Raw genomic sequence first — 22,539 nt, forward strand, 5'->3', positions numbered from 1 at the left:
ATGGCGGCAGACCCGCTGTCCCGGGTGTTCGCGGCCCTGGCCGACCCGACCCGCCGGGACATGGTGGCGCGGCTGACCCTCGCGGACGCGACGGTCAACGAGCTCGCGGCGCCGTACGACATCAGCCTGCAGGCCGTCTCCAAGCACGTGCGCGTGCTCGAGGACGCGGGGCTGGTGACCCGCAGCCGGGAGGCGCAGCGTCGCCCGGTGCATCTCGAGGCGGAGGTGTTCGACCTCATGACGAAGTGGCTCGAGCGCTACCGGCGCGCCGCGGAGGAGCGGTACCGCCGTCTCGACGACGTCCTCGGCTCCATGCCGGAGGACGACGTCCCCCCCACCCCACCCGCAGGAGGAGCACGGCCATGAGCACCCCCACCACGCACGACACGCAGATCGCCCTCGACCCCGACGTCCCCCTCGTGCGGATCACCCGCGAGTTCGACGCCTCGCCGGCGAAGGTGTTCCGGGCGCACACCGACCCGGAGCTGGTGAAGCGCTGGAACGGCCCGCGCGGGTACGAGATGCGGATCGACTCCTGGGACTGCCGGACCGGCGGCTCCTACCGCTACGTGCACCTGGCCGGCGGTGAGGAGTACGCGTTCCGCGGGTGCTTCCACGAGCTGCGGCCCGACGAGCTGATCGTGCAGACCTTCACCTGGGAGGGCATGCCCGACGGCGTCGCGCTGGAGAAGATGGTCCTCGAGGAGCTGCCCGGCGGCCGGTGCCGGCTCACCGCCACCTCGCTGGTCGACTCCTTCGCCGACCGGGACGCCTTCGTCGCCAGCGGCATGGAGGTCGGGGTCCGCGAGGGGTACGAGCGGCTCGACGAGGTCCTCGCCGGCAGCTGAGCGCGGGCGGAGCCGGTCCCCGGCCGCCCGGTCAGGCCGGGCGGCTGGGGAGCAGGTTCTCCTGGTGGTCCAGCTCCCGCTGCAGCGCGCGCAGGCTCTCGTCGGGCAGCCGCCCGGCGTCCCGCCAGCGCAGCAGTTCCTGGCGCTCGGCGTCCAGGACCGCCCGCCGCACCCCCAGGGCCGCCTCGTACTCCGGCGAGACCGGGATCTCGCCGCCCTCGGCGAACTGCAGCACCGACAGCCGCCGCTCGTAGCGGTCCAGCCGCCCCTGCAGCGCCGTCCGGAGCCCGTCGATGGCCCGGTCCTCGAGGTCGCTGTGCTGATCGGCGTCCAGCTCGTCCAGGCGGACCAGTCCGGCCCGGACGGCGGCGGCGCGTGCCTCGTTGCGCAGCCGGGCCGCGTCGGCCGCGTCCGCGCGGACGCCGAGCCGCCGCACCAGCGGGGCGAAGGTCAGCCCCTGGCCGACCAGGGTGACCAGCACGCCGACGAACGCGCAGAACAGCAGCAGGTCGCGGTCGGGGAACGGGTCGCCGGCATCGGTGGTCAGCGGCAGCGTGAAGATCGCGGCCAGGCTGATGACGCCGCGGGTGCCGGCCCAGCTGAGCACGGTGATCTCGCGGCCGGAGAGGCGGCCGGTCCGCCGCAGCCCGCCGAACGCCGTCGCGGACGGGCCGGCGACGGTCGGCTGGTCCTCGTCGGACCCCTGGCCGCCGAGCCGGGTGCCCATCCAGCCCGGCAGGTACTCGGTCAGCAGCAGCCACAGCGGCCGCAGCAGCAGCATCACGCCGATCGTGATGGACACCGCGATCACCACGGTGGAGGTCTCGTAGTCGCCGAGGTTCTCGATGACCTGGGGCAGCTGCTGGCCGATCAGCAGGAAGACCACGCCCTCCAGCAGGTAGTCGACGAGCTTCCAGACCGCGCGGGTCTGCAGCCGCGACTGCCCCGACTGCCAGTACGGCGCGTTGTGCCCGATGACCAGTCCGGCGACGACGACGGCCAGTACCCCGGAGACGTGCACCTGTTCGGCGAGCAGGTAGGCCACGAACGGCGTCGCCAGCGAGATCGCGTTCGACGACAGCGGGTCGTGCCGCAGCCGTCGCAACGGCCGGATGCCGAAGGCGACCACCAGCCCGGCGGCGACGCCGCCCGCCGCGGCCAGCAGGAACTGGCCGGCCGCCGAGGGCGTGGAGAAGCCCTCGCCCTCGGCGGCCGCGACGGCCACGGTGAGGATGGTCAGGGCGGTGGCGTCGTTGAGCAGCCCCTCGCCCTGGATGAGCGTGAGCAGCCGGGGCGGCAGCCCGACCCGGCGACCGACGGCGAGCGCGGCCACCGGATCCGGCGGTGCGACCGCGGCACCCAGGGCGATCCCGGCGGCGAGGGTGGCACCGGCGACGAAGAGGCTGAACCCGATCCCGATGACGAGCGCGGTCGCGAGGACCAGCAGCACCGAGAGGCTGACCACGGTCCGCAGGTTCTTGCGGATGGCGAGCAGCGAGGAGTCCAGGGCCGCGCTGTAGAGCAGCGGCGGCAGCACGAACGTGAGCACCAGGTGCGGGTCGAGCTCGACGTTCGGCCCCGGCAGGTAGGCGTACCCGATGCCGACCAGCGTGAGCAGCGCGGCGCCCGGCAGGCCGGTCCGCTCGGCGACCCAGTGGACGACGACGGTGACGCCGACCGCGGCGAGGAGCAGCAGCAGGACGGTCTCGGCGCTCACCGCGACATCGTGCCGGGCCGCGTCGCGGCCGGCGGGGTGACGCCCCGGTCAGGCAGCGACGGTCTCCATCGCCTCGGCGGTCAGGGCGATCGAGCGGAGCCGGGACTCCGGGGCGGGGGACTGGAAGGCCACGATCAGCTCGTCGGCGTCGGCCAGCGCGCGGAAGGCGGTCAGCTGCTCGCGCACGTCGGCCGCCGTCCCGACGGCGGTGTGGGTCAGCATGCCGTCGACGTGCACCGCGGCCCCGCCCTGCAGCAGGAGGTCGGCGACCTCGTCGGGCGAGCCGGCGCCGGAGAGGTCGCGGCCGCGGCCGAACAGGCCCACCGCCAGCCGCCGGCGCACCTGCGCCAGGTCGTCCCGGGCGGCCTCGGCGGTGTCGGCGGCGACCACGTTGACCCCGGCGATCACGTAGGGGGACTCCAGCTGTGCCGACGGGCGGAACTCACGGCGGTAGGCCTCGACGGCCGGCTGGAGCATCTGCGGCGCGAAGTGCGACGCGAAGGCGTACGGCAGGCCGAGCGCCGCGGCGAGCGTGGCGCCGAACATCGACGAGCCGAGCACGTACAGCGGCACGTCCGAGCCCTTGCCCGGGATCGCGTCGACGCCCGGCACGCGGGTCTGTCCCGCGAGGTAGCCCTGCAGCTCCTGCACGTCCTGCGGGAACCGGTCGGCGGAGTGCGCATCGCGGCGCAGCGCGTACATCGTGTTCTGGTCGCTGCCCGGCGCCCGGCCCAGCCCGAGGTCGATCCGGCCGGGGTACATCGCCTCCAGGGTCCCGAACTGCTCGGCGATGGTCAGCGGCGAGTGGTTGGGGAGCATCACGCCACCCGCGCCGAGCCGGATGGTGCTGGTGTGCGCGCCCACGTGGCTGATCAGCACGCTCGTCGCCGACGAGGCGATCGCCGGCATGTTGTGGTGCTCGGCGTACCAGACCCGCCGGAAGCCGTGCTCCTCCGCCGCGCGGGCCAGCGCGACGCTGGCCGCGATGCTCTCGCCGACGCTCTGCCCAGGGGCGATCGGGGCGAGGTCGAGGACGGACAGCGGCAGGGGGGACGACGACGGCATGCCAGGGGCAACCCCGTCGGCGGCTCCCCGCTTCCCGGCGGGCACCCCTGTCGGTGGGTGGTGCGCGGCACGTTCCGGCGGCAGGGTGACGGGGTCGCCCCGTCGTCCCTCCGGAGGCCCGCCATGTCCGTCAGCCCGCCGCCCGTGCCCTCCTACGCCAGCGGGACGTCGACCGTGCCGCTGCTCGGCAACACGATCGGGGCGGACCTGGACCGCACCGTGGCGCGGGTGGGGGAGCACGAGGCGCTGGTCGAGTGCGCGACCGGGCGGCGGTTCAGCTACCCGCAGTTCGCCGCGGAGGTCGACGCGGTCGCCCTCGGGCTGGACGCACTCGGTGTGGCGAAGGGCGACCGGGTCGGCATCTGGGCGCCCAACTGCGCCGAGTGGGCGTTCGTGCAGTACGCGACGGCGAAGCTGGGCGCCGTCCTGGTGAACGTGAACCCCGCCTACCGCACCCACGAGCTGCAGTACGTGCTGCAGCAGGCCGGCATCTCGGTGCTGGTCAGCGCCCCGGAGTTCAGGACCAGCGACTACCGGGCGATGGTGGCCGAGGTCCGCGGGGACTGCCCGGCGCTGCGCGAGGTGGTCTTCCTCGGCGACCCGGAGTGGGAGCGGCTGGTCGCCACGGGCCGGGCGGGGGACCGCGGGCTGCTCGCCGAGCGGCAGGCGCAGCTGTCGGCCGACGACCCGATCAACATCCAGTACACCTCGGGGACCACGGGCTTCCCGAAGGGCGCGACGCTCACCCACCACAACCTGCTCAACAACGGCTTCTTCGTCGGCGAGGGGTGCGGGTACACCGAGGCCGACCGGATCTGCATCCCGGTGCCCTACTACCACTGCTTCGGCATGGGGATGGGCAACCTGGCGGCCACGTCGCACGGGGCCACGATGGTGATCCCGGCGCCCGGTTTCGACCCGGCGGCGACCCTGCGCGCGGTGCAGGAGGAGCGCTGCACCTCCCTCTACGGCGTCCCCACCATGTTCATCGCCGAGCTCGCGCTGCCCGACCTCGGCGACTACGACCTCTCGTCGCTGCGGACCGGGATCATGGCCGGCTCGCCATGCCCGGTCGCCGTCATGGAGCGGGTGGTCGCGGAGATGGGGATGACCGAGGTGACCATCTGCTACGGGATGACCGAGACATCGCCGGTGTCCACCCAGACCGGCGCCGACGACGACCTGGACCGGCGCACCTCCACCGTCGGGCGGGTGCACCCGCACCTGGAGGTCAAGGTCGTCGACCCCGAGACCGGGCTGACCGTGCCGCGCGGCGAGCCGGGGGAGCTGTGCACGCGCGGGTACTCGGTGATGCTCGGCTACTGGGACGAGCCGGAGAAGACCGCCGAGGTCATCGACGCCGCCCGCTGGATGCACACCGGCGACCTCGCGGTCATGGACGCCGAGGGCTACGTCAACATCGTCGGCCGGATCAAGGACATGGTGATCCGCGGCGGGGAGAACGTGTACCCGCGCGAGGTGGAGGAGTTCCTGTACACCCACCCCGACGTCGTCGACGCGCAGGTGATCGGGGTCCCCGACGAGCGGTTCGGCGAGGAGCTGATGGCGTGGGTGCGGCTGCGCGAGGGCGCCGAGCCGCTGACCGCCGAGGCGCTGCGCGAGTTCTGCGCCGGCCGGCTGGCCCACTTCAAGGTGCCGCGCTACGTCAAGGTCGTCGACGCCTTCCCGATGACGGTCACCGGCAAGGTCCGCAAGGTGGAGATGCGCGAGACCTCGGTCCGGGAGCTCGGGCTGGAGGCCGCCGCGGCGGTGCGCAGCGCCTGAGCGGGTCGCCCGGGACCGGGGCCCCGGGCGACCCGGCTCCGGTCAGCGGGCCAGGCGCAGCGGGAGGGGGCCCACCGGGAGGACGTCGTCCAGTCCGGTCAGGCTCACCACCCGCCGCACGCACCCGGCGGCGGCGACCAGCTGCATCCGCCGGCCGCGCTCGGCCGCGGTCCGCTGCACCGAGAGCAGGGCCGAGAGCCCGCCGCAGTCGCAGAAGTCCACGCCCGAGGCGTCGACCTGCCAGATCCGGGCGCTCCCGGTCGCGAGCGGGTGCACCGCCTCGACCAGCAGGTGCGCGGAACAGTGGTCGAGTTCGCCGGTGACCGTGACGAACCCCGCTGGGACGTCGACGACCACGAGCAGGGAGGGTCCGGGCGGTGCCGGGGGGACCGGCAGCGCGACCTCGGGGAACCAGGGGAGGGGGGCGAGGGACATGGGCGACCACCGTCTCGACGGTGGCACCGGACCCGGTGGGCACCGTCGCGAGAGACGTGCACACGGCCGGGGCTTCGACCGAGGGACACGATACCGTGCGGTCCGTTCTCGTGCCGAGTCCCCGGTCGCGACCCACCCGTGGTCGCGCCGGTCACCGGGAGGGAGGATGACGACCGCGAGGGGAGCGCCCCCACCGCACTCGACCGGCCGCGGGTGGACCGGTGACGGACGGAGATCCGCGTGACACCGAGCAACTCCACGACCCGGCGGGACCTGGTCGTGGTCGGCGCGTCGGCCGGTGGCGTCGAGGCGCTCCGTCAGATGTTGGGGTCGCTGCCGCCGGACCTGCCGGCGACCGTGCTGGTCGTGTCGCACCTGCCGACCAGCGCGCACAGCCACCTGCCTCAGATCCTCGACCGGGTGGCGGCCCTCCCGGTGCGCGCGGCGGTCGACGGAGCCCCGCTGACGCCGGGGACGGTGTGGGTCGCCGTCCCCGACCGGCACCTGATGGTGGTCGACGGCCACGTCGCGCTGTCGCGGGGGCCGCGGGAGAACGGCCACCGGCCCGCCGTCGACGTGCTGTTCCGCTCGGCCGCCCGGGCCGCGGGTCCGCGCGTGATCGGGGTGGTGCTGTCCGGCGCGCTGGACGACGGGACGGCCGGCATGGTGGCCATCCGTGCCCGCGGCGGCGTCGGTGTGGTCCAGGATCCCGAGGAGGCCATGTACGGCAGCATGCCGCGGCACGCCAGGGAGATCGGTGGCGCCGAGCACGTGGTCGCCCTCGACGCGCTGCCGAAGCTGCTCGACGACCTGCTCGCGGAGGAGGTCGACGCGAGCGAGGCACCCCCGCCCAGCGAGCTGATGGACATGGAGACCGCGATGGCCCGGCTGGACATCGACGCGATGAACGCCGACGACCGACCCGGCAGCCCCTCCGGCTTCGGCTGCCCCAGCTGCCACGGGGCGCTGTTCGCCATCGACGAGGGCGGGCTGGAGCGGTTCCGCTGCCGGGTCGGGCACGCGTGGTCCCCGGAGGCCCTGGCCGAGGAGCAGTCGCAGGCCCTGGAGGGGGCGTTGTGGATGGCGTTGCGCGGGCTGGAGGAGCGGGCGGCGCTCGCCCTGCGGATGGGGGAGCGGGCCGAGGACCGCGGCCACCTGCACACGGCGGCGACGTTCCGCCGGCGGCACGACGAGGCCCAGAACGCGGCGATGCTGCTGCGGGCCCTGCTGGAGCGCGGCGACTTCGACGGCGAGGCGCTCCCAGACGCCATCGGTGAGGGCTGACCGGTGAGCATGGGCGGGGAACCGGAGGACCGGGCGGACGACGTCCGGGACGGCGCGCCCGACGACGTACTCGACGACGACGGGCTCGACGGCTCGGCCGAGGACGCGTCGGCGGGTCTGGACACCGCCTTCGAGGCGCTGCTGGTGTATCTGCGCGAGCAGCGCGGGTTCGACTTCACCGGGTACAAGCGACCGAGCCTCGTCCGGCGGGTGCGCCGCCGCATGAGCGAGGTCGGCATCTCCGGGTTCGCCGAGTACCAGGACCTCCTCGAGGTGCACCCCGAGGAGTTCGCCCCGCTCTTCAACACCATCCTGATCAACGTCACGAGCTTCTTCCGGGACCGGCCGGCCTGGGACCACCTGCGCGACCGCCTGCTGCCGGACCTGCTGGCCGGTGCCGGGCAGGCGATCCGGATCTGGAGCGCCGGGTGTGCGTCGGGCCAGGAGGCCTACAGCCTGGCGATCCTGCTGGCCGAGGCGCTCGGGCCCGAGGAGTTCCGCCAGCGCGTCAAGATCTACGCCACGGACGTCGACGAGGAGGCGCTCACCCAGGCGCGCCAGGCGGTGTACTCCGAGCGGGAGCTGACCGGGTTGTCGCCCGAGCAGGTCGAGGCGTACTTCCAGCCGGAGGGGGCGCGGTTCGCCTTCCGCAAGGACCTGCGCCGGTCGGTGATCTTCGGGCGCAACGACCTCGTCCAGGACGCGCCGATCTCGCACGTCGACCTGCTGCTGTGCCGCAACACCCTCATGTACTTCAACGCCGAGACGCAGAACCGCATCCTCGGACGGCTGCACTTCGCGATGAACCCCCAGGGCCTGCTGTTCCTCGGCAAGGCCGAGATGCTGCTGTCGCACCCCCAGCTGTTCGCGCCGGTCGACCTGACGCGGCGGTTCTTCCACAAGCGGGGCGGCGGGCGCCGGGCCTCCGGCCGGGTCGTCGTCCCGGTGGTGCCGGAGGCCCTCGTGGGTCCGGAGAGCCAGCTCGCCCGGCTGCAGCAGGAGGCCATCCTGTCGGCCCCCGCCGCGCAGCTGGCCCTCGACGCCGCCGGCCGGCTGGCCATGGTCAACCACCAGGCCGAGCGGTTGCTGCGCGTCGACCGGCGGGACCTGGGGCGGCCGTTCCAGGACCTCGAGGTCTCCTACCGGCCGGCGGAGCTGCGCGGCGCGGTCGCCGAGGCGGCCGAGACGCGGCGGCCGGTGTGGCTGCGCGGGATCGAGCGGCACCAGCCCGGGCAGGAGTCCGTCGTCCTCGACATCCAGGTCCTCCCGCTCCACGGGGAGGACGGTGGGCTGCTGGGCACCTCGGTCGTCTTCGAGGACGTCACCCGCTACCGGCGCCTGCAGGCCGAGCTGGAGTACGCCAACCGCCAGCTCGAGACGGCCTACGAGGAGCTCCAGTCGACCAACGAGGAACTGGAGACCACCAACGAGGAGCTCCAGTCGACGGTCGAGGAGCTGGAGACCACCAACGAGGAGCTCCAGTCGACCAACGAGGAACTGGAGACGATGAACGAGGAGCTCCAGTCGATGAACGACGAGCTCCACACGACCAACGAGGACCTGCGGGCCAGCACCGAGGAGGTCGGTGCCCTCAACCAGTTCATGTCCGGCGTGATGAGCAGCTTCCACGCCGGCGTCGTCGTGGTCGACTCCGACCTGCGGGTGCTGGTCTGGAACGCCGCGGCCGAGGAGCTGTGGGGGTTGCGGCAGGACGAGGTGCAGGGGCAGTACGTGCTCAACCTCGACATCGGGCTGCCGGTGTCCGAGCTGCACCCCCTGCTGCGCCGCCAGGTGTCCGGCCAGGCCGGGGGGCACGAGACCGTGGAGGTCGACGCCGTCAACCGGCGGGGTCGGCCGGTCCGGGTGCGGGTGACGGTCAGCGCCTTCACCGCCCGGGACGGCGAGCGCGGCGGCGCGGTCGTGCTCATGGACCCGACGAGCTGATCCCGGGGCCGCCGGGGGACGCGGGTCGTCAGCCGGCCGCGATGACCTCGTCGGCGTGACCCTGGACGACCAGGGTCGCGAGGTCGCGGACCTTGACGTTGAGCCGGTTGCTCAACGTCACCATCCGGGCGAAGGCGTCGTCGGCGTCGACGCCCAGCCGGGCCATCAGCACGCCCTTGGCCTGGTCGATGACCGCGCGGGTGCTCAGGGCGCGTTCCAGGTTCGCGGCCAGATCGCGCAGGGCCTGTCGCTCCATGACGCTCTCCAGCACGCCGGCCACCGCCCCGGCCACCAGTGTCGTGAGCCGGCGGTCGGGGGCGCCGAAGGCCGCTCCGGCGCGCGCGTACAGGTTGAGCACCCCCGCGTGCTCACCGCCGGCGGACACCGGGACGGCCAGCACGCTGCGGACCGGGCCCTCGGCCACGATCCGACGCAGCCGCGGCCAGCGCCCGTCGGCGGTGACGTCCTCGGTCACCACGGCGGACCCGGTGGCGTAGGCCTCCCAGCAGGGACCGTCCTCGGCCCGGAGCTGCGCGCCGTCGAACGCCTGGGCCTCCGGCGACTCGCTGCCCTGCCACCGGGGGGACGCCGGGGCGCCGATGGTGAGACTGACCCAGTCGGCCGCCGGGACGGCGCTCCGGACGACGGCGGCCATGCGCCCGAGCAGCCGTTGCCGGTCGGCCTCGGCCAGGCCGAGGGCGGCGAGCTCGCTGAGCGCCGTCGCCAGGCTCTCCGACTCCCCCGGCGACGCGGCGCCGCCCGCCGAGACCTCGCCCGGGCCCTCGGAGGGTGCGGGATCTCCCAGGACCCACTGCAGTCGTGCGTCGGCGGGGCGGTCGTGCACCCGGTCGGCGAAGCCGAGGAGGTGGTGGCGTGCCGGTCGACCGGTCCGGCCGGTGATCGTGACCGTCAGCCGGCGCTCGGTCGCGTGCCCGGTGCGCAGGTCGCGCACCGCGGCGCGGAGGGCGGGCACGTCGGCCGGGTCGAGGTAGACGCTCAGCGGTTTGCCGTGCAGCCGGTGGGGGGCGACGCCGAGCGCCTCGGCGAAGGCGGGGTTGACGTCCACCAGCCGACCGGTGCCGTCGGTCGCGCACAGGCCGATCGGGACCAGCGCGGCCAGCCGCGTCCGCCAGTGTCGCTCCTCCTCGTGGCGGTGCAGCATCGCCCGGATCTGCTCGTGCTGGGCGGCCAGCTCCGCCTCGGCGACCCGCAGCTCCTCCTGGGCCACCGACAGGTCGGCGAGCTCCTCGAGTGCCCGTTGCCCCGGGGAGCCGAACCCCCGCCGGGTCAGCAGGTCCGCCAGCTCGGCCAGCGGCGATGCCGGGTCCCCGGCGCCCTCGGGCAGCAGGCCCGCCGGGTCGCTCACGACCGGCCGGTCCGGTCGTCGTCGTCGGCGGAGCTGCCGAGCTCCGCCTCGGCGGCGGCGTCGTCGGTCGCTGCCTCCGTGCGGTCGTCGACGGCCAGTGCCCGGTGCTGCTCGGCCCGGCTCCGGTGCCCGGCCACGTCTCCGACCTGGTGGTCGGCGGCCTTGTCGTGCATCTCGGCGGCCGCCTCGTGCGCGCGGGCCGCGCGCTCGTGCCCCTCCGCCGCGCGGTGGTGGGCGGCGCGGGCACGCTCGGCGGAGGCCTCGGCGCGCTCCCGGGCAGCCACCGCGTCCTGCGCGGACGGCAGCCGGCCGGCACTCAACCGCTCCAGCCGGTCGGCGAGCTCGCGGGTGCGCTCACCCGCCTCTGCCGCCCGCTCGGCGGCCTGCTGCATGGCGTCCCCAGCCCGAGAGTCCATGCCCCCATCCTCCTCGGATCGGGCGTCTCCGCACCCCGGCGGGCGCGCGGACGCCTGACGGCCGGATCAGGCGGGCAGCGGCGGTCGTGCGCGGTGGCCCGCCGGGTGGCGCAGCCGCTCGCTGAGCGGACGGATCCGGAGGCGGCCGGGCTCGACGGCGAGCACGTCGGTCAGGCCCACCAGCGCCACGAGCCGGCGGACGCAGTGGCTGGCGCCCACCAGGTGCACCGTGGCGCCGGACCGGGCGGCCATCTCGCGCAGGTCGAGCAGGGCGGCCAGGCCGTCGCCGTCGCAGAAGGTGAGGGCCTCGGCGTCGAGCCACCAGTCGGGGTGTCCCCGGGCGACCAGGGCGGGTGCGATCGCGGCGATGCGCGGGGCGGAACAGGAGTCGAGCTCGCCGCTGAGCGTGATCAGGGCCGCGGTCACGTCGACCGAGACCTCGAGCGAGCCGGCGGGGTCGAGGGAGAAGGGCGGGAGCTGGGACATCGGCGACGCTCCGTACGTGGCGAAACGCTGGCCGGATGTTCGACCTGGCGAAACGGTACGACGACGTCCGACATCCCGACAGGGTCCAAGTGCCCGGACGATCCGTGGATGTCCAAGCACCATGCGGTACCGTTTGCGTTGACGTCCAAGTACCCGGAGGACCGAGTGCCCGCTCCCGCCCTGCACGTGCCCGTCCACCCGGTCCGCTTCGTGACCGCGGCCAGCCTCTTCGACGGCCACGACGCCGCGATCAACGTGATGCGGCGGCTGCTGCAGAGCCAGGGCGCGGAGGTGGTGCACCTGGGCCACGACCGCGGGGTCGACGCCGTCGTCCGGGCGGCATTGGAGGAGGACGTGCAGGGCGTCGCCGTCTCCTCCTACCAGGGTGGGCACGTCGAGTACTTCAGCTATCTCCGGGAGCGGCTGAGCGCGGCCGGGGCCGGCCACGTGCAGGTCTTCGGCGGCGGAGGCGGGGTGATCGTCGCCGAGGAGATCGCGCTGCTGCGCGAGCGCGGGGTGCGGATCTTCTCCCCGGAGGACGGCGCCCGTCTGGGCCTGCCCGGGATGATCAACGAACTGGTCCGGGCGTGCGACGTCGACCTGGCCGCGACCGCGCCGTCCGCCGAGGCGGTCCTGGCCGGGGACCGGGCGGCGCTGGCACGGGCCCTGACGGTGCTGGAGGCCGGGCGGGCGCCGGAGCTCGCGGCGCGGCTGCGGGAGGCGGCCGCGGCCCGCACGGTGCCGGTCCTCGGCATCACCGGCACCGGCGGGTCGGGCAAGTCCTCGCTCACCGACGAGCTGCTGCGCCGGCTGCGGCTGGACCAGGGCGACCGGTTGAGGGTCGCCGTCCTCGCGATCGACCCGACCCGCCGGCGCGGCGGGGGAGCGCTGCTCGGCGACCGGATCCGCATGAACGCGCTGGAGGAGACGGTCGAGGGCGACCGCACCTTCTTCCGCTCGCTGGCCACCCGCACCGCCGGCGCGCAGGTCCCCGAGCACCTGGACGACGTGCTCGCCGCGGTGGAGGCCGCCGGGTTCGACCTCGTGGTCGTCGAGACGCCGGGGATCGGCCAGGGCGACGCGGCGATCGTGCCGTTCAGCGACGTCTCGCTGTACGTGATGACGCCGGAGTTCGGGGCGGCCTCGCAGCTGGAGAAGATCGACATGCTCGACTTCGCCGACGTCGTCGCGGTCAACAAGTTCGAGCGCCGCGGCGCCGCGGACGCCCGCCGCGACGTCGCGCGGCAGCTGGTGCGCAACCGCGAGGCGTTCGGGCAGCCGTGGGAGTCGATGCCGGTCTTCGGCACCAGCGCCGCCCGGTTCAACGACGACGGCGTCACCGCGCTGTACCAGCACCTGCGCGCGCTGCTGGCCGACCGCGGGCTGGCCGTCGGTGAGGGTGCGCTGCCCGCGGTCGACGTCCGGGCCTCGTCGGCGCTCGCGGGCGTGGTCCCGGCCTCCCGCGCCCGGTACCTGGCCGAGATCACCGAGACCGTGCGCGGCTACCACCGGGTCACCGAGGAGCAGGCCGAGCTGGCCCGCCGTCGCCAGCACCTGAGCACCGCCGCCGCCGTCCTGGAGGGGGACGCCGCGGCGGCGGCCCGTGCGGCCGCCGACGGCACCGAGCTGCTGCACGAGGTGCGCGAGTTGCTGGAGCGCTGGCCGGTCACCGTGGAGCAGTACTCCGGCGACGAGCTGACCTACACGGTGCGGGGCAGGGACATCACCGTCCCGCTGACCACTCGAACGCTCTCAGGTACCGAGGTGCGGCGGGTCGCGCTGCCCCGGACCCGGGACGAGGGCGAGCTGGTCCGCTTCCTGCGGCGGGAGAACCTGCCCGGCGCCTTCCCGTTCACCGCCGGCGTCTTCCCGGTCAAGCGGGAGGGCGAGGCGCCGGCGCGGATGTTCGCCGGCGAGGGCGACGCCTTCCGCACCAACCGCCGGTTCCGGCTGCTCAGCGAGGGCCAGCCGGCCACCCGGCTGTCGACGGCGTTCGACTCGGTGACGCTCTACGGGCGGGACCCGGAGCTGCGGCCCGACGTCTACGGCAAGGTCGGGACGTCCGGGGTCTCGATCGCGACGCTGGACGACATGCGGGAGCTGTACGCCGGCTTCGACCTGTGCGCGCCGACCACCTCGGTGTCGATGACGATCAACGGCCCGGCGCCGGCGATCCTCGCGATGTTCCTGAACACCGCGATCGAGCAGCGGCTGGCGCGGTTCCGCGAGGAGGAGGGCCGCGAGCCCGACGCCGGCGAGGCCGAGGAGCTCCGCGCCTGGGTGCTGGCCAACGTCCGCGGGACGGTGCAGGCCGACATCCTCAAGGAGGACCAGGGCCAGAACACCTGCATCTTCTCCACCGAGTTCGCGCTGCGGTGCATGGCCGACATCCAGGAGTGGTTCATCGACTCCCGGGTGCGCAACTTCTACTCGGTGTCGATCTCCGGCTACCACATCGCCGAGGCCGGGGCGAACCCCATCAGCCAGCTCGCGTTCACCCTCGCCAACGCCTTCACCTACGTCGAGGCATACCTCGCTCGCGGCATGGCGATCGACGACTTCGCGCCGAACCTCTCCTTCTTCTTCTCCAACGGGATGGACGCCGAGTACACGGTCATCGGCCGGGTGGCCCGCCGGATCTGGGCGGTGGCCATGCGCGACCGCTACGGCGCCGGCCCGCGTGCCCAGCAGCTGAAGTACCACGTGCAGACGTCGGGGCGGTCGCTGCACGCGCAGGAGATGGACTTCAACGACATCCGCACCACGCTGCAGGCGCTGTGCGCGATCTACGACAACGCCAACAGCCTGCACACCAACGCCTACGACGAGGCCGTGACCACGCCGTCGGCGCACTCGGTCCGCCGCGCGCTGGCCATCCAGATGATCATCGACCGCGAGTGGGGCCTGGCGGCGAACGAGAACCCGCTGCAGGGGTCGGCGATCGTCGAGGAGCTGACCGACCTCGTCGAGGCGGCGGTGCTGGAGGAGTTCGACCGGATCTCCGAGCGCGGCGGCGTGCTCGGTGCGATGGAGACCGGCTACCAGCGCGGGCGAATCCAGGACGAGTCGATGCTCTACGAGCACCGCAAGCACGACGGGTCGCTGCCGATCATCGGCGTCAACACCTTCGTCGACCCCTCCCCTCAGGAGCAGGGGACCGGAGCCCTCGAACTGGCCCGCGCCACCGAGGACGAGAAGAAGTCGCAGCTCGCCCGCCTCGAGGACTTCCACGCCCGGCACGCCGCCGAGGCCCCGGCCGCGCTCGCCCGCCTGCGCGAGGTGGCGATGGGCGGCGGCAACGTGTTCGAGGCCCTGATGGACGCCGTCCGGGTCTGCTCGCTCGGACAGATCAGCGAGGCCTTCTTCGAGGTGGGTGGCCGCTACCGCCGCAGCGTCTGAGCCGGACCACTGCGGGTCGAGCTCGCGCTCTGCGGGTGCTGCAGGACCGTCGAGGCACGAGCAGCACCCGCGGTGCCGTCGAGGGGTGCGGGGAGGGCTGCGGGAAGATGACCACGTGAGCACGCCGTCGCTGCCCTTCGACCCCGTCGCGGAGGCCACCCGGCAGTGGCGCGAGCACGGCTGGGGCGACGCCGCCGTCGGCATGGAGGCCGTCACCTCGCTGATGCGGGCGCAGGCCATCGTCCAGGCGCGGGTCGACGAGGTGCTGCGCCCGCTGCAGCTCACCTTCGCCCGCTACGAGCTGCTCATGCTCCTGTCGTTCACCCGCAGCGGTGCGCTGCCCATGGCCAAGGCCGGGGCCCGGCTCCAGGTGCACCCGGCCAGCGTCACCAACGCGGCCAGCCGGCTGGAGGCCGCCGAGCTGGTCCGCCGCCGCCCGCACCCCGAGGACGGCCGCGGCGTCCTCGTGGAGATCACCCCCGCCGGCCGGGCGCTGGCCGCGGAGGCGACCGCCCGGATCAACGAGGTCTTCACCGCGCCCGAGCTGAGCAACGACCGGATGCGCGAGCTCGTCGACATCCTGCGCGACCTGCGCCGCTCGGCGGGCGACTTCGGGGAGTGACCCTCCTCGACGACCTGGGGACGGCGGTGCCGCTGGCCGGACCGCCGCGCAGGATCGTGAGCCTCGTGCCGTCGCTGACCGAGGCGCTGGCGGTCACCGTGCCGGACCGGCTGGTCGGCGCCACCGACTGGTGCACCCACCCCGCCGGTCTCGACGTGCCACGGGTGCGGGGCACCAAGAACCCCGACCGGGCTGCGGTCGCGGCGCTGGCCCCGGACCTCGTCGTCGCCAACCGGGAGGAGAACCGGCGGCTGGACGTCGACCGGCTGCGAGCGGCCGGCATCCCGGTCTGGGTGACGGTGATCGAGTCGGTGGACGAGGCGCTCGCCTCGCTGCGCCGGCTGTTCGGCGAGGCGCTGCGGGTGGGGGAGCTGGAGTGGCTGACCGAGGCGGAAGCGGCGTGGTCCGAGCCGGCGCCGGTCGCCGAGCTGCGCGTCGCCGTCCCGATCTGGCGCGACCCGTGGATGGTCGTGGGAGCGCGCACCTTCGCCGGCGACCTGCTCACCCGCCTCGGCCTGGTCAACGCCTACGGCGCCGGCGACGAGCGGTACCCGCACACCACGCCCGAGGCGATCCGGGCAGCCGCCGACGCCGTCCTGCTGCCCGACGAGCCCTACCGGTTCACCGCCGACGACGGCCCCGAGGTGTTCGAGGGCCTGCCCACCGCGCTCGTCCCCGGCCGCGACCTCACCTGGTACGGCCCGTCACTGGCCGGCGCGCACGCCCGTCTCATCTCCGCGATCGACTCACTCCGAGGCGGCGGCCCGCGGTAGCTCGGCGTGCGGGCGGGACTGCCAGCGCGCCCAGTCGGCGCTCACCTCGCCGGCCGCGCGCATCAGCAGCGGCAGGTGGTCGGCCAGCAGCCGCTCGGTCGAGGTCTCGGCCGCGTGCACCGTCACGTTCATCGCCGCCCGCACCGCGCCGGCGCCGTCCCGCACCGGGACCGCGACCGACCGCACACCCGGCGCCAGCTCCTCGTCGGCCAGTGCCCAGCCCCGCGCCCGGACCTCGGTCAGCTCCGCGTCGAGCTCGGTCCGGGAGCGCTGGGCGTACGCGGGCAGGCCGGCCCGGCTCGGGGTGGCGAGGGCGGCGTCCAACCCATCGGCGGGCAGCGCGGCGAGCAGGACCTTCCCCTGGGAGGTCTGCGCGGCGGGGAAGCGGGTGCCGATCTCCACGCGGAGGGTGATGAGCTTCGGCACGGCGACCCGGGCGACGTAGACGATGTCGGATCCGTCGAGCTGCGCCATCGACGACGACTCCCCGGTCTGCCCGACGAGGTCCTCCAGGTGCGGCCGGGCGACGTCCCACAACCCGAGCGACCCCACGTAGGCCGTGCCCAGGTCGAGGACCCGGGGCGTGAGCTCGAAGCCCGCCGTCCCGGACCGCACGTACCCGAGCTCGGTCAGGGTGAGCAGCAGCCGCCGGGCCGTGGGCCGGGCCAGGCCGGCGGCCGCCGCCACCTCCGACAGGGACATCGCGCGGTGGGCCGGCCCGAAGCAGGCCAGGACGTCGAGGCCGCGCGCCAGCGCCTCGACGAAGTCCGGTCCCTCACCGCGTCCGGCCATCAGCGGCCGCCGTTCATCGACCCAGCACCCGGTCCTCGCCGCCGGCGCGCTTGGACTCGTCCTTGAAGTCGCTGTACCGGTAGGGGTTCTCGAGGATCTCGGCCTCGGCCTCGGGCATCTCCGGGAACATCCCGCCCTGCCACTCCGCCTCGCCGATCTCGCCCTGCAGGTAGCTGATCGTGTCCTCGAGCTCGCGGCGCACCGCGGCGAGGTCGACGCCGACCAGCTTCCCCTCGGACTTCACGATCCGGCCGTCGACCAGCACGGTGTGCACGTCGCCGCGCTGGGCCTGGAACGCCACGTGGCCGAAGGGGTTGAGCAGCGGGAAGGAGACCGGCGACGCGTCGTTCTTGATGAGGACGACGTCGGCCTCGTGCCCCACCTCGAGCCGGCCCAGGTCACCGGAGCGGCCGATCGTGTGCGCCCCGCCGCGGGTGCACCACTGGACGACGTCGCGGGCGCGCAGCCGCAGATGGGTGATGGTCTCGCCCTTGAGGTGGGCGTCCATGTGCTCGCTCATCCGGTCGGCGTTCAGCGTCGCCCGCATCGCGGAGAACATGTCGCCGCTCCACCAGACGCTGGTGTCCATCGACAGCGACACCGGGATTCCGTAGGTGAGCACCTGCTCGGTCGGGGCGTGCCCCTGACCGGCGCTGCACTCGGACTCGGTGGCGACGGAGATCGAGCCGCCGGTGGCCGCGATGCGTTGGTAGCTGTCCCGGGTCAGCGTGGAGGCGTGCACGTACGTCGTCTCCGGCGTCATGAAGCCGCCGTCGTACATCTGCTGGATGCCGGTGTCGTTGGTCGCGCCCCACACGCCGGCGTGCGTGGTGACCGGGAGGCCGAGCTCGCGGGCCACCTCGAACGCGGCCTTCTCCGGGAACGCCGGATCGCCGGTGACGTCGAAGGCGATCTGCACGCCCATCATGTCGTCGCGCTCGTCGCGCAGCCGCTCCAGGAACGAACGGACGGCGGGGTCGGCGGTCCACTCCCACGGCCCGGCCTGGATGTTGCCGTAGGCGAAGACGAACCGGCCCGGGGTGGAGCGCAGCGCGTCCAGCGCCGCCTCGGCGTGCTCGACGCTCTGCAGGTTGTGCGACCAGTCGACCGTCGTCGTCACGCCGGCGTCGAGCGACTCGATCGCGGCGAGCCGGTTGCCGGCGGCGATGTCCTGCGGGCGGAACTTCTTGCCGTGCTCGAGGTAGTACCAGACGAAGTACTGGGTGAGCGTCCAGTCGGCGCCGTAGCCGCGCATCGCGGTCTGCCACATGTGCCGGTGGGTGTCGATCATGCCGGGCATCACGATGCCGCCGGACGCGTCGATCTCCTGGGTGCCCTCCGGGACGTCGAGGGCGGTCCCGACGGCGGCGATCCGCCCGTCGACCACCAGGACGTCGGCGCCGACCAGCACGCTGCCGGCGTCGTCCATGGGCAGGACGGTGCCGCCGCGCAGGACGATCGGCCGGGCGGGATCGGTGCTGGTCATGAGGCTCCTCCTCGATGGGCGACGACAACGTCGGACGCTCGTCCGCTCAACGGACACAGCGCCGGGTGCGGTCACCTTGGCCGTGAGGCGGGCCACATGTCAAGGCGAAACCGGGCACGACGCGGCTGCGGTTGACAGGCTCACCAGGCCCCATCGAGACTACAACGGACGGGTGTCCGCCTGACGGCGGTCGAGGACGGCGGAGGGACACGCACGCACATGACTCCCCACGGGACCGGGCCGCTGTCCGGGCTGCTGGTGGCCGACTTCTCCCGCATCCTCGCCGGTCCCTACGCCACGATGCTGCTCGCCGACCTGGGCGCCGAGGTGGTCAAGGTCGAGGGCCCCGGTGGCGACGACACCCGCACCTGGGCGCCTCCCGTGCGCGAGGGCGTGAGCACCTACTACCTGGGCGTCAACCGCAACAAGCGGTCGGTGGCCCTGGACCTCAAGGACGCCGACGACGTGGCCGCCGCCCGCGAGCTGGCCCGCCGCGCCGACGTCGTCGTGGAGAACTTCAAGCCCGGCGGCCTCGTCCGCTTCGGCCTGGACTACGACACGGTCGCCGCCACCAACCCCGCCGTCGTCTACGCCTCGATCAGCGGCTTCGGCAGCGGCCCCGGCGGGCGGGCGCTGCCCGGCTACGACCTCATCGTGCAGGCGATCTCCGGGCTGATGAGCCTGACCGGCGACCCGGGCGGCGACCCGTACCGCGCCGGCGTCGCGGTGTTCGACGTGATGGCCGGGCTGCACGCCACGATCGGCGTCCTGTCGGCGCTGAACCTTCGGCACGAGACCGGCCGCGGGCAGCACGTCGAGGTCAACCTGCTGTCCTCGGCGATGTCGGGCCTGGTGAACCAGACCAGCGCCTTCGTCGCCGGCGGCGTCGTCCCGTTCCGGATGGGCAACAGCCACCCGAGCCTGTTCCCCTACGAGCCGCTGCCGTGCTCGGACGGCGAGCTGATCATCACCGCCGGCAACGACGGACAGTTCCGCAAGCTGTGCGAGGTGCTCGGGCTGCCGGAGCTCGTCGAGGACCCGCGCTTCCGCCGCAACGAGGACCGCACCGCCAACCGCGACGAGCTGCGTCCGCTGCTGGTCGAGCGGCTGCGCACCCGCACCAAGATGGAGTGGTTCCGCGACATCATCGGCGCGGGCGTGCCGTGCGGGCCGATCAACACGATCGACCAGGGCGTCGCCTTCGCCGAGGAGGTCGGCCTGGACCCGGTGGTGACCGTGGGGGAGGGGGCGGCGGCCGTGCCCTCGATCCGCAACCCGATCCGCTTCTCCGACACCGCCGCCTCCTACCGGCTGCCCCCACCCCGGGTGGACGAGCACGGCGAGGAGATCCGCCGCTGGCTGGCGACCCCGCAGGAGGAGTCGTGACGACCCCCGAGTACCCCACCGCCCTGGGCGCCTCGACCCGCGAGTCGATCACCCTGCTCGGCTCCGACCTCGCCCGCGACGTGATGGGCACGGTCGGCTTCGGCGAGCTGGCGTTCTGGCTGGCCACCCAGCGCCGTCCCTCGCCCGGCGAGACCCGGGTGTTCGAGGCCGTCATGGCCGCGCTGGCCGACCACGGGTTCACGCCGACGGCGATCGTCACGCGGCTGACCTACCTCTCGGCGCCGGACTCGGTGCAGGGCGCGCTCGCCGCGGGCCTGCTGGGCGGGGGCTCGCGCTTCCTGGGCGTCACCGAGGACTGCGGCCGCTTCCTGCACGACGTCCTCGCCGCGAGGCCGGAGCTCCCGACCGACGATGCCGGCTGGGACGCCCTCGCCCTGGAGACCGTCCGCGCGCAGCGGGAGGCGAAGCGGTTCGTGCCCGGGCTGGGCCACCACGTGCACAAGGACGGCGACCCGCGCACCCCGCGGCTGTTCGAGATCGCCGCCGAGGAGGGGCTGGTCGGGCCGCACCTCGCGCTGTTCGCCGCCATCGGCCGGGTGCACCCCCAGGTGCTCGGGAAGACGCTGCCGCTCAACGGCGCCGGCGTCTGCGGCGCTGCCCTGGCCGACCTCGGGCTCCCGCTGGAGCTGCTCCGCGGCTTCGCCCTGCTGGCGCGGACGGCGGGGCTGATCGGGCAGCTCGCCGAGGAGCTGCGGCACCCGGTGGCCAACGACGTGTTCCTCTCCGTCGACCTCAACAACCGCTCGATGGCGCCGGACCCCTACGTCCCCGAGTCCCTGGAGGGCTGAGCCGTGCGCGCCGCCGTCCTCACCTCGCCGGGCTCGACCCCGGACTGGGCCGAGCACCCCGACCCGCGGCCGGAGCCGGGCAGCACGCTGGTGCGCGTCACCGCGGCGGCGATCGTCCCGCTCGACCTGCTCTGCGCCTCCGGGACCTCCTACTTCGGTGCGCCGTCCTGCCCGTACGTGCCCGGCACCCAGGGCGTCGGCGTGGTCGAGGAGTCCGCGGCGTTCGCCCCCGGCACCCGGGTGTTCTTCGAGACCGCCGCCGGCCGGGCCCCGGGTGACGGCAGCCTGGCCGAGCGCTGCGTGACGGCCGACGAGATGGTCGTGCCGATCGAGGCCGAGGTGGACGACGCCGCGGCCGCCGCGCTGGGCATGTCCGCCGTCGCGGCGTGGATGGCGCTGACCGTCCGCGGCCGGTTCCGTGCCGGCGAGCGGGTGGTCGTGCTCGGCGCCGGGGGTGCGGTGGGCCAGGTCGCGGTGGGCGCGGCGCGGCTGCTGGGCGCCGGGCGCGTGGTCGCCGTCGGCCGCTCGGACGAGGCGCAGGAGCGCGCCGGGCGGGCCGGGGCCGACGAGGTGGTCCGGCTGACGGACGACGCCGCGGTGCTCGCCGACGCGCTGACCGGGGCGCTGGGCGGTCCGGCCGATGTGGTCGTCGACCCGGTGTGCGGGACCGCGGCCACCGCCGCCGCGCGGGTGCTGGCGCCCGGCGGCCGGCTGGTCAACCTCGGCAGCGCCTCCGGCGACACCGCCGAGTTCTCCTCCGCGGTGCTGCGCAGCCGCTCGGCGGAGATCCTCGGCTACACGAACGTGACGCTGACGCCCGACGAGCGACGGAGCGCCCTCGGGGCCGTGTTCGGCCACGCTGCCGAGGGTGCGCTCGCCGTGGACGCCGAGCAGCTGCCGATGTCCGACGTCGCCACCGCCTGGCAGCGTCAGGCGACGGGGCAGGCGTCCCGCAGACAGGTTCTGATCCCGTGACCGAAGCAGCTGGAGGAGCGATGGAGCTCGTCACCGAGGACAACATCACCGACCTGGCCGTGCAGCGGTGGCAGACCGCGCACGACCCGCGGACGGCCGAGCTCATGACCGCGCTGGTGCGGCACCTGCACGCGTTCGCCCGCGAGGTCCGGCTGACCGAGGCCGAGTGGATCACCGCGATCCAGTGGCTCAACCGCACCGGGCAGATCAGCAACGAGAAGCGGGAGGAGTTCATCCTCGCCTCCGACGTGCTCGGCCTGTCGATGCTCGTCGTCCAGATGAACCACCGGCTCGACCCGGCCGCGACGCCGGCGACGGTGCTCGGGCCGTTCCACATCCCCGGCTCCCCGGAGCTCGGCTACGGCGGCGACATGTCCGACGGGCTGGCCGGCGTCCCGCTGTACGTGCACGGGCAGATCCGCGACCTGTCCGGTGCGCCGGTGCCGGACGCGCGCTTCGACGTCTGGCAGGCCGACGACGAGGGGCTGTACGAGTCGCAGCACCCGGAGATCGACGAGGCCCGCCTGCGCGGGATCTACCGCAGCCGTGGGGACGGCACCTACTGCGTGCGGACGATCGCGCCGAAGGGCTACACGATCCCGATGGACGGCCCGGTCGGGGAGATCATGTCCCGGACCGACATCAGCCACTTCCGGCCGGCGCACGTGCACTTCAAGTTCGACGTCCCGGGCTACGAGCCGTTGATCACCCACCTGTTCCAGGAGGGCGCGGAGTACCTCGACAGCGACGTCGTCTTCGGGACCAAGCAGGAGCTCGTCGTCCGCTTCGACGCCCGCGAGCCGGGGGAGACGCCGGACGGCGGCATCAGCGACGTCCCGTGGGTCGAGGCGCGCTACGACTTCGTCCTCCAGCCGCAGGTCTGACTGACCTCTTACGTCCTGTAATCCATGTCGAGACAGGCAACTCTGGTACCACGTCCGTTCAGGGTTG

Annotated in this window: 20 protein-coding genes; 12 read left to right on the forward strand and 8 right to left on the reverse strand. The window is 73.9% G+C overall.

Features of this window, described 5'->3' with window-relative positions:
- Together DQ240_RS01885 and DQ240_RS01890 are read left to right on the forward strand one after the other, a co-directional pair.
- Complete coding sequence (locus tag DQ240_RS01885; RefSeq protein ID WP_113837908.1) at positions 1–366, forward strand: helix-turn-helix transcriptional regulator; 366 nt, start codon at positions 1–3, stop codon at positions 364–366.
- On the forward strand, positions 363–848 hold the full coding sequence (locus DQ240_RS01890; RefSeq protein WP_113837909.1) for an SRPBCC family protein: 486 nt from the start codon (positions 363–365) through the stop codon (positions 846–848). The genes DQ240_RS01885 and DQ240_RS01890 overlap by 4 nt, the downstream gene beginning before the upstream one ends.
- Before the next feature lie 31 nt (positions 849–879).
- Here DQ240_RS01890 and DQ240_RS01895 read toward each other — a convergent pair whose 3' ends face one another.
- Positions 880–2,565, reverse strand: a complete 1,686-nt coding sequence (locus DQ240_RS01895) for a sodium:proton antiporter (protein ID WP_113837910.1) — start codon at positions 2,563–2,565, stop codon at positions 880–882.
- Between the two features lie 48 nt (positions 2,566–2,613).
- Entirely contained in the window at positions 2,614–3,630 is a 1,017-nt protein-coding gene (locus tag DQ240_RS01900) for an LLM class flavin-dependent oxidoreductase (RefSeq protein WP_113837911.1), read from the reverse strand.
- Positions 3,631–3,753: 123 nt separating this feature from the next.
- On the opposite strand from DQ240_RS01900, the gene DQ240_RS01905 reads away from it, so the two are divergent.
- Positions 3,754–5,415 carry an AMP-binding protein gene (locus tag DQ240_RS01905; protein ID WP_113837912.1) on the forward strand — a complete coding sequence of 554 codons (1,662 nt, stop codon included), beginning with the start codon at positions 3,754–3,756 and terminating at the stop codon, positions 5,413–5,415.
- A gap of 42 nt (positions 5,416–5,457) precedes the next feature.
- On the opposite strand, the gene DQ240_RS01910 is transcribed toward DQ240_RS01905, so the two are convergent.
- Complete coding sequence (locus tag DQ240_RS01910) at positions 5,458–5,850, reverse strand: STAS domain-containing protein (RefSeq protein ID WP_113837913.1); 393 nt, start codon at positions 5,848–5,850, stop codon at positions 5,458–5,460.
- Positions 5,851–6,090: 240 nt separating this feature from the next.
- On the opposite strand from DQ240_RS01910, the gene DQ240_RS01915 reads away from it, so the two are divergent.
- Together DQ240_RS01915 and DQ240_RS01920 are read left to right on the forward strand one after the other, a co-directional pair.
- Positions 6,091–7,134 carry a chemotaxis protein CheB gene (locus tag DQ240_RS01915; RefSeq protein WP_199588975.1) on the forward strand — a complete coding sequence of 348 codons (1,044 nt, stop codon included), beginning with the start codon at positions 6,091–6,093 and terminating at the stop codon, positions 7,132–7,134.
- 9 nt (positions 7,135–7,143) lie between these two features.
- A complete protein-coding gene (locus DQ240_RS01920; protein ID WP_113837914.1) occupies positions 7,144–9,078 on the forward strand; it encodes a CheR family methyltransferase in 1,935 nt (644 codons plus the stop codon).
- Positions 9,079–9,106: 28 nt separating this feature from the next.
- On the opposite strand, the gene DQ240_RS01925 is transcribed toward DQ240_RS01920, so the two are convergent.
- The 3 genes from DQ240_RS01925 to DQ240_RS01935 form a co-directional block, all read right to left on the reverse strand.
- A complete protein-coding gene (locus DQ240_RS01925; protein ID WP_113837915.1) occupies positions 9,107–10,444 on the reverse strand; it encodes an ANTAR domain-containing protein in 1,338 nt (445 codons plus the stop codon).
- The gene (locus DQ240_RS01930) at positions 10,441–10,860 is read right to left on the reverse strand and encodes a hypothetical protein (protein ID WP_199588977.1); all 420 of its coding nucleotides are present in this window, start codon (positions 10,858–10,860) and stop codon (positions 10,441–10,443) included. Before DQ240_RS01930 ends, DQ240_RS01925 begins: the two co-directional genes overlap by 4 nt.
- Before the next feature lie 66 nt (positions 10,861–10,926).
- Positions 10,927–11,346, reverse strand: a complete 420-nt coding sequence (locus DQ240_RS01935; protein ID WP_158548486.1) for an STAS domain-containing protein — start codon at positions 11,344–11,346, stop codon at positions 10,927–10,929.
- Positions 11,347–11,511: 165 nt separating this feature from the next.
- On the opposite strand from DQ240_RS01935, the gene icmF reads away from it, so the two are divergent.
- The 3 genes from icmF to DQ240_RS01950 all read left to right on the forward strand — a co-directional run bounded on the left by icmF (position 11,512) and on the right by DQ240_RS01950 (position 16,140).
- Positions 11,512–14,745, forward strand: a complete 3,234-nt coding sequence (icmF, locus tag DQ240_RS01940) for a fused isobutyryl-CoA mutase/GTPase IcmF (protein WP_233498411.1) — start codon at positions 11,512–11,514, stop codon at positions 14,743–14,745.
- A gap of 115 nt (positions 14,746–14,860) precedes the next feature.
- Complete coding sequence (locus tag DQ240_RS01945) at positions 14,861–15,367, forward strand: MarR family winged helix-turn-helix transcriptional regulator (protein ID WP_113837917.1); 507 nt, start codon at positions 14,861–14,863, stop codon at positions 15,365–15,367.
- Positions 15,364–16,140, forward strand: a complete 777-nt coding sequence (locus tag DQ240_RS01950) for a helical backbone metal receptor (RefSeq protein ID WP_113837918.1) — start codon at positions 15,364–15,366, stop codon at positions 16,138–16,140. Before DQ240_RS01945 ends, DQ240_RS01950 begins: the two co-directional genes overlap by 4 nt.
- Here the strand turns inward: DQ240_RS01950 and DQ240_RS01955 are convergent.
- Positions 16,114–16,932, reverse strand: coding sequence for an IclR family transcriptional regulator C-terminal domain-containing protein (locus tag DQ240_RS01955; RefSeq protein WP_113837919.1), 819 nt, complete (start codon positions 16,930–16,932; stop codon positions 16,114–16,116). The genes DQ240_RS01950 and DQ240_RS01955 overlap by 27 nt on opposite strands.
- A gap of 13 nt (positions 16,933–16,945) precedes the next feature.
- Positions 16,946–18,418, reverse strand: coding sequence for an amidohydrolase family protein (locus DQ240_RS01960; protein WP_113837920.1), 1,473 nt, complete (start codon positions 18,416–18,418; stop codon positions 16,946–16,948).
- Between the two features lie 219 nt (positions 18,419–18,637).
- On the opposite strand from DQ240_RS01960, the gene DQ240_RS01965 reads away from it, so the two are divergent.
- The 4 genes from DQ240_RS01965 to DQ240_RS01980 are packed head-to-tail and all read left to right on the forward strand — an operon-like array spanning position 18,638 to position 22,472.
- Positions 18,638–19,804 (forward strand): CaiB/BaiF CoA-transferase family protein, encoded by a 1,167-nt coding sequence (locus tag DQ240_RS01965; RefSeq protein WP_113837921.1) that lies wholly within the window; start codon positions 18,638–18,640, stop codon positions 19,802–19,804.
- Positions 19,801–20,613 (forward strand): citryl-CoA lyase, encoded by an 813-nt coding sequence (locus DQ240_RS01970; protein WP_113837922.1) that lies wholly within the window; start codon positions 19,801–19,803, stop codon positions 20,611–20,613. Before DQ240_RS01965 ends, DQ240_RS01970 begins: the two co-directional genes overlap by 4 nt.
- Before the next feature lie 3 nt (positions 20,614–20,616).
- The gene (locus tag DQ240_RS01975; RefSeq protein WP_113837923.1) at positions 20,617–21,588 is read left to right on the forward strand and encodes a zinc-binding alcohol dehydrogenase family protein; all 972 of its coding nucleotides are present in this window, start codon (positions 20,617–20,619) and stop codon (positions 21,586–21,588) included.
- A 20-nt stretch (positions 21,589–21,608) separates the two neighbouring features.
- Positions 21,609–22,472, forward strand: a complete 864-nt coding sequence (locus DQ240_RS01980) for a dioxygenase (RefSeq protein ID WP_113837924.1) — start codon at positions 21,609–21,611, stop codon at positions 22,470–22,472.
- Positions 22,473–22,539 lie beyond the last annotated feature (67 nt).

It is taken from the genome of Blastococcus sp. TF02A-26, from assembly GCF_003319125.1.
In the GTDB taxonomy this organism is placed as follows: Bacteria; Actinomycetota; Actinomycetes; order Mycobacteriales; family Geodermatophilaceae; genus Trujillonella.